Origin of the sequence: Nocardia sp. JMUB6875 (assembly GCF_041154655.1) — a bacterium.
Classification (GTDB): domain Bacteria; phylum Actinomycetota; class Actinomycetes; order Mycobacteriales; family Mycobacteriaceae; genus Nocardia.
In genome coordinates this window covers 1-3050 of sequence record NZ_BAAFGR010000342.1, presented here as the reverse complement: position 1 = coordinate 3050, position 3050 = coordinate 1, and the positions used below count along the sequence as shown (strand labels likewise).

The window sequence follows — 3050 nt, the reverse complement described above, 5'->3', positions numbered from 1 at the left end:
CATCGCGCAGGGGGCGCTGCTCCGCGGGTCCGCCGGATATCTCGGGGAGATCGGGCATATGACGGTGCGGCCCGGCGGGCGAATGTGCCACTGCGGCAACGAGGGCTGCTGGGAGACCGAAGTGGGGGAGGCGGCGCTGTGCCGGGCGCTCGGGATGCCCGAGCACGGGCCGCGCGGAGCGATCGTCGCCGAACTGCGTGAGCTGCACGGGGATTGGGAGACGCACCTGCGCGAATACCTGGACTGGCTGACCCTGGGCCTGGTCAATGTGGTGAACATCCTGGGGCCGGAACTGGTCGTGCTCGGCGACCTGTTCACCGCCCTGCCCGACGGCGCGGTCGCCCGGGTGGGTGACGAGGTGCGGCGGCGCAGCATGGTGAGTCGCGCGCTGGGCGGGGTGCGGATCGAGAAGTCCAGGCTGGGCGCTGATTTGAAGCTGCTGGGAGCCGCGGAAGCCGCCTTCGAGGGTGTGCTGGCGATGCTGTGAGGTTGAATGGCCTCATGGAGCAGCTCCCCGAGGACTGGCAGCGCGGCATCGTCATCGTCGCGCACCCCGATGACATCGAATACGGTGCGGCCACCGCCGTCGCGCGCTGGACGCGGCAGGGCAAGGACATTCGCTATGTGCTGGTCAGCAGCGGCGAGGCCGGAATCGCGGGCCTCTCGCCCGCCGAGGCCGGGCCGCTGCGCGAGGACGAGGAGCGCGCCTCCGCCAAGATCGTCGGCGTCACCGAGGTGGAATTCCTCGGCCACCCCGACGGCCGCATCGTGGAATCCCTGGAGCTGCGCCGCGACCTGGCCGCCGCCATCCGCCGCCACCGCCCGGAAATGGTGGTGCTGTTCAACTTCGGCGACGTCTGGGCCCGCGGCTACGCCAACTCCGCCGACCATCGCGCCGTCGGCCGCGCCGCCCTCGACGCCGTCTCCGACGCCGGCAACGAATGGATCCACCCCGAACTCGCCGACCTCCCCGCCTGGTCGCCCCGCTGGGCCGCCGTCTACGGCGTCGCCGCCGGCAGCCACGCCGTCGATGTCGCCGACACCTTCGAGGTGGGCGTCGAATCCCTCACCGCCCACCGCCGCTACCTCGAGGCCCTCAGCCCCGAGCCCGCCGAAATCCAGGCCCGCGCCGTTCTCGAGCGAACCACGGGCCCGAAGGAAGGTTTCCCGGCCGACCACGCGATCAGCTTCGAGCTCTACTACTTCGCGGGCTGATCTCGGCCAGCCGCCCGACAGCCGGCGCGGCGGTGTCAAGGTCGGTAGGTGCGGGGCTGGTCGGTGGGGTGTGGCACGCTGTCGGGCGTGCGAGTTGCGGTGGTGGCCGGGCCGGATCCCGGGCATGCGTTTCCGGCGATTGCGTTGTGCCTGCGATTGCTGGAGGCCGGGGATGAGCCGGTGTTGTTCACCGGTCCGCGGTGGTTCGACGCCGCGCGCGAGGCCGGGATCGGGGTGCGGCGGCTCAAGGGGCTCGCACCTCGGGCCGAGGACGACGATGCGGACGCCGGTGCGCGGATTCATCAACGGGCCGCGCATATTTCGACCGAGATCCTGCCGGATCTGAGCGCCATGCTGCCCGAACTGGTGGTGTCGGACGTGCTGACCGCCGGGGGCGGGATGGCCGCCGAGCGGTTGAAGCTGCCGTGGGTGGAGTTGTCGCCGCATCCGCTGTATCTGCCGTCGAAGGGGCTGCCGCCCATCGGGAGTGGGCTCGCCCCGGGCGAGGGCGTGCGCGGGCGGGCCCGAGATTCGGTGCTGCGCGGGCTGACCTCGCGCGCCATTCGCCGGGGCGAGGTGCAGCGGGAGCAGGCGCGCGCGAGTATCGGCCTGCCGCCGCAGGATCCGGGACCGACGGCCCGGCTCGTGGCGACCCTCCCGGCGCTCGAGGTGCCGCGCCCCGACTGGCCGGACAACGCACACCTGGTCGGCCCGCTGTTGTGGGAGCCCACCGATCACACCCTCGACCTGCCGCCGGGTGACGAACCGCTGGTCATGGTCGCCCCCTCCACCGCACAGACCGGTACGGCCGGGCTCGCGGAAATGGCGCTCGAAGCCCTCGAAGGCGCGGGTGTCCGCGTGGCCATCTCCATGCTCGACACCCCGCCCGCCGACCTCCCCGCCTGGGCCACAGCCGGTTTGGGTCGCCAGGACGAACTACTCCGCCACGCCTCCGTCGTCATCGGCGGCGGCGGTCACGGCCTGCTCGCCAAGACCCTGCTCGCCGGTGTCCCCATCGTCACCGTCCCGGGTGGCGGCGACCAGTGGGAACTGGCCAATCGCGCCGCCCGTCAAGGCAGTTCGATCCTGGTCCGCCCGGCCACCCCGGAGGCGCTGCGGGACGCCGTCAAACGCATCCTCGACGACCCGTCCTACGCCGAATCCGCCCGCTCGGCCGCAACCGGTATCTCGGTGGTCTCCGACCCGGTCGAAATCTGCCACGCCGCTGTCGAACCCCCGGTCGCTGGCTGACCTACCCGCACCTCGCATTCCGGGCAGGTGGTGCAGCCCACGTGGCCGGGGTTGGAAGGCGTCCGCGGGTTTGGCGTAGGCTCGCCGCCGTGCGGTTGACGGAGTTCCAGGAGCTGTTGCATACCGAGTTCGGTGCGGCGCGGGGAGACGCGCTGTTGACCGATCATGTGTTGCCGTCGATGGGTCGGACCGGCGCGCAGGCCATCGAGGCGGGGGTGGATCCCCGGGACGTGTGGCGGGCGCTGTGTTCGGAATTCGATGTGCCCAAGAACCGCTGGTGACGCGGTTCGAGTACGGCCGCCCGGTCAGCGAATCGTGCTGAGCTGGTTGCGGATTCGGTTCTAGTCTCCCTGCGTCTTCTTCGCGTAGTGCCGGGTGGCCTTGGCGCGGTTGCCGCAGGTCGTCATCGAATGCCAGCGGCGGGTGCCGTTTTTCGAGGTGTCAAGGAAGAACAGGACGCAATCCGGGTGCGCGCATTGCCGAATCCGGTCTGGAGTGCTGGCCAGCAGGTGTAGCAGGTTGTCGGCGGCCAGCCAGCCGGGTAGACGGGCGGGGTCGGCGACCTCGGGGGTCGAGGCGGGGCC

Annotated in this window: 5 protein-coding genes; 4 read left to right on the top strand and 1 reads right to left on the bottom strand. The window is 71.2% G+C overall.

Features of this window, described 5'->3' with window-relative positions; genetic code table 11:
- The 4 genes from ACAM49_RS39500 to ACAM49_RS39485 all read left to right on the top strand — a co-directional run.
- A partial coding sequence (locus ACAM49_RS39500) for an ROK family protein (RefSeq protein WP_369640629.1) occupies nucleotides 1–487 on the top strand: 487 nt, incomplete at its 5' end.
- 14 nt (nucleotides 488–501) lie between these two features.
- A complete protein-coding gene (locus tag ACAM49_RS39495) occupies nucleotides 502–1215 on the top strand; it encodes a PIG-L deacetylase family protein (RefSeq protein WP_369640628.1) in 714 nt (237 codons plus the stop codon).
- Between the two features lie 87 nt (nucleotides 1216–1302).
- A complete protein-coding gene (locus ACAM49_RS39490) occupies nucleotides 1303–2466 on the top strand; it encodes a glycosyltransferase (RefSeq protein ID WP_369640627.1) in 1164 nt (387 codons plus the stop codon).
- A gap of 89 nt (nucleotides 2467–2555) precedes the next feature.
- A complete protein-coding gene (locus ACAM49_RS39485; RefSeq protein ID WP_369640626.1) occupies nucleotides 2556–2747 on the top strand; it encodes a DUF3046 domain-containing protein in 192 nt (63 codons plus the stop codon).
- Nucleotides 2748–2807: 60 nt separating this feature from the next.
- Here the strand turns inward: ACAM49_RS39485 and ACAM49_RS39480 are convergent.
- Nucleotides 2808–3050, bottom strand: a 243-nt coding sequence (locus ACAM49_RS39480) for a CGNR zinc finger domain-containing protein (protein WP_369640625.1), incomplete at its 5' end; no start/stop codon positions are given.

Excerpts from the sequence above, each read along its gene's own strand:
- ACAM49_RS39495 (WP_369640628.1), top strand. The coding sequence starts at position 502 with ATGGAGCAGCTCCCCGAGGACTGGCAGCGCGGCATCGTCATCGTCGCG.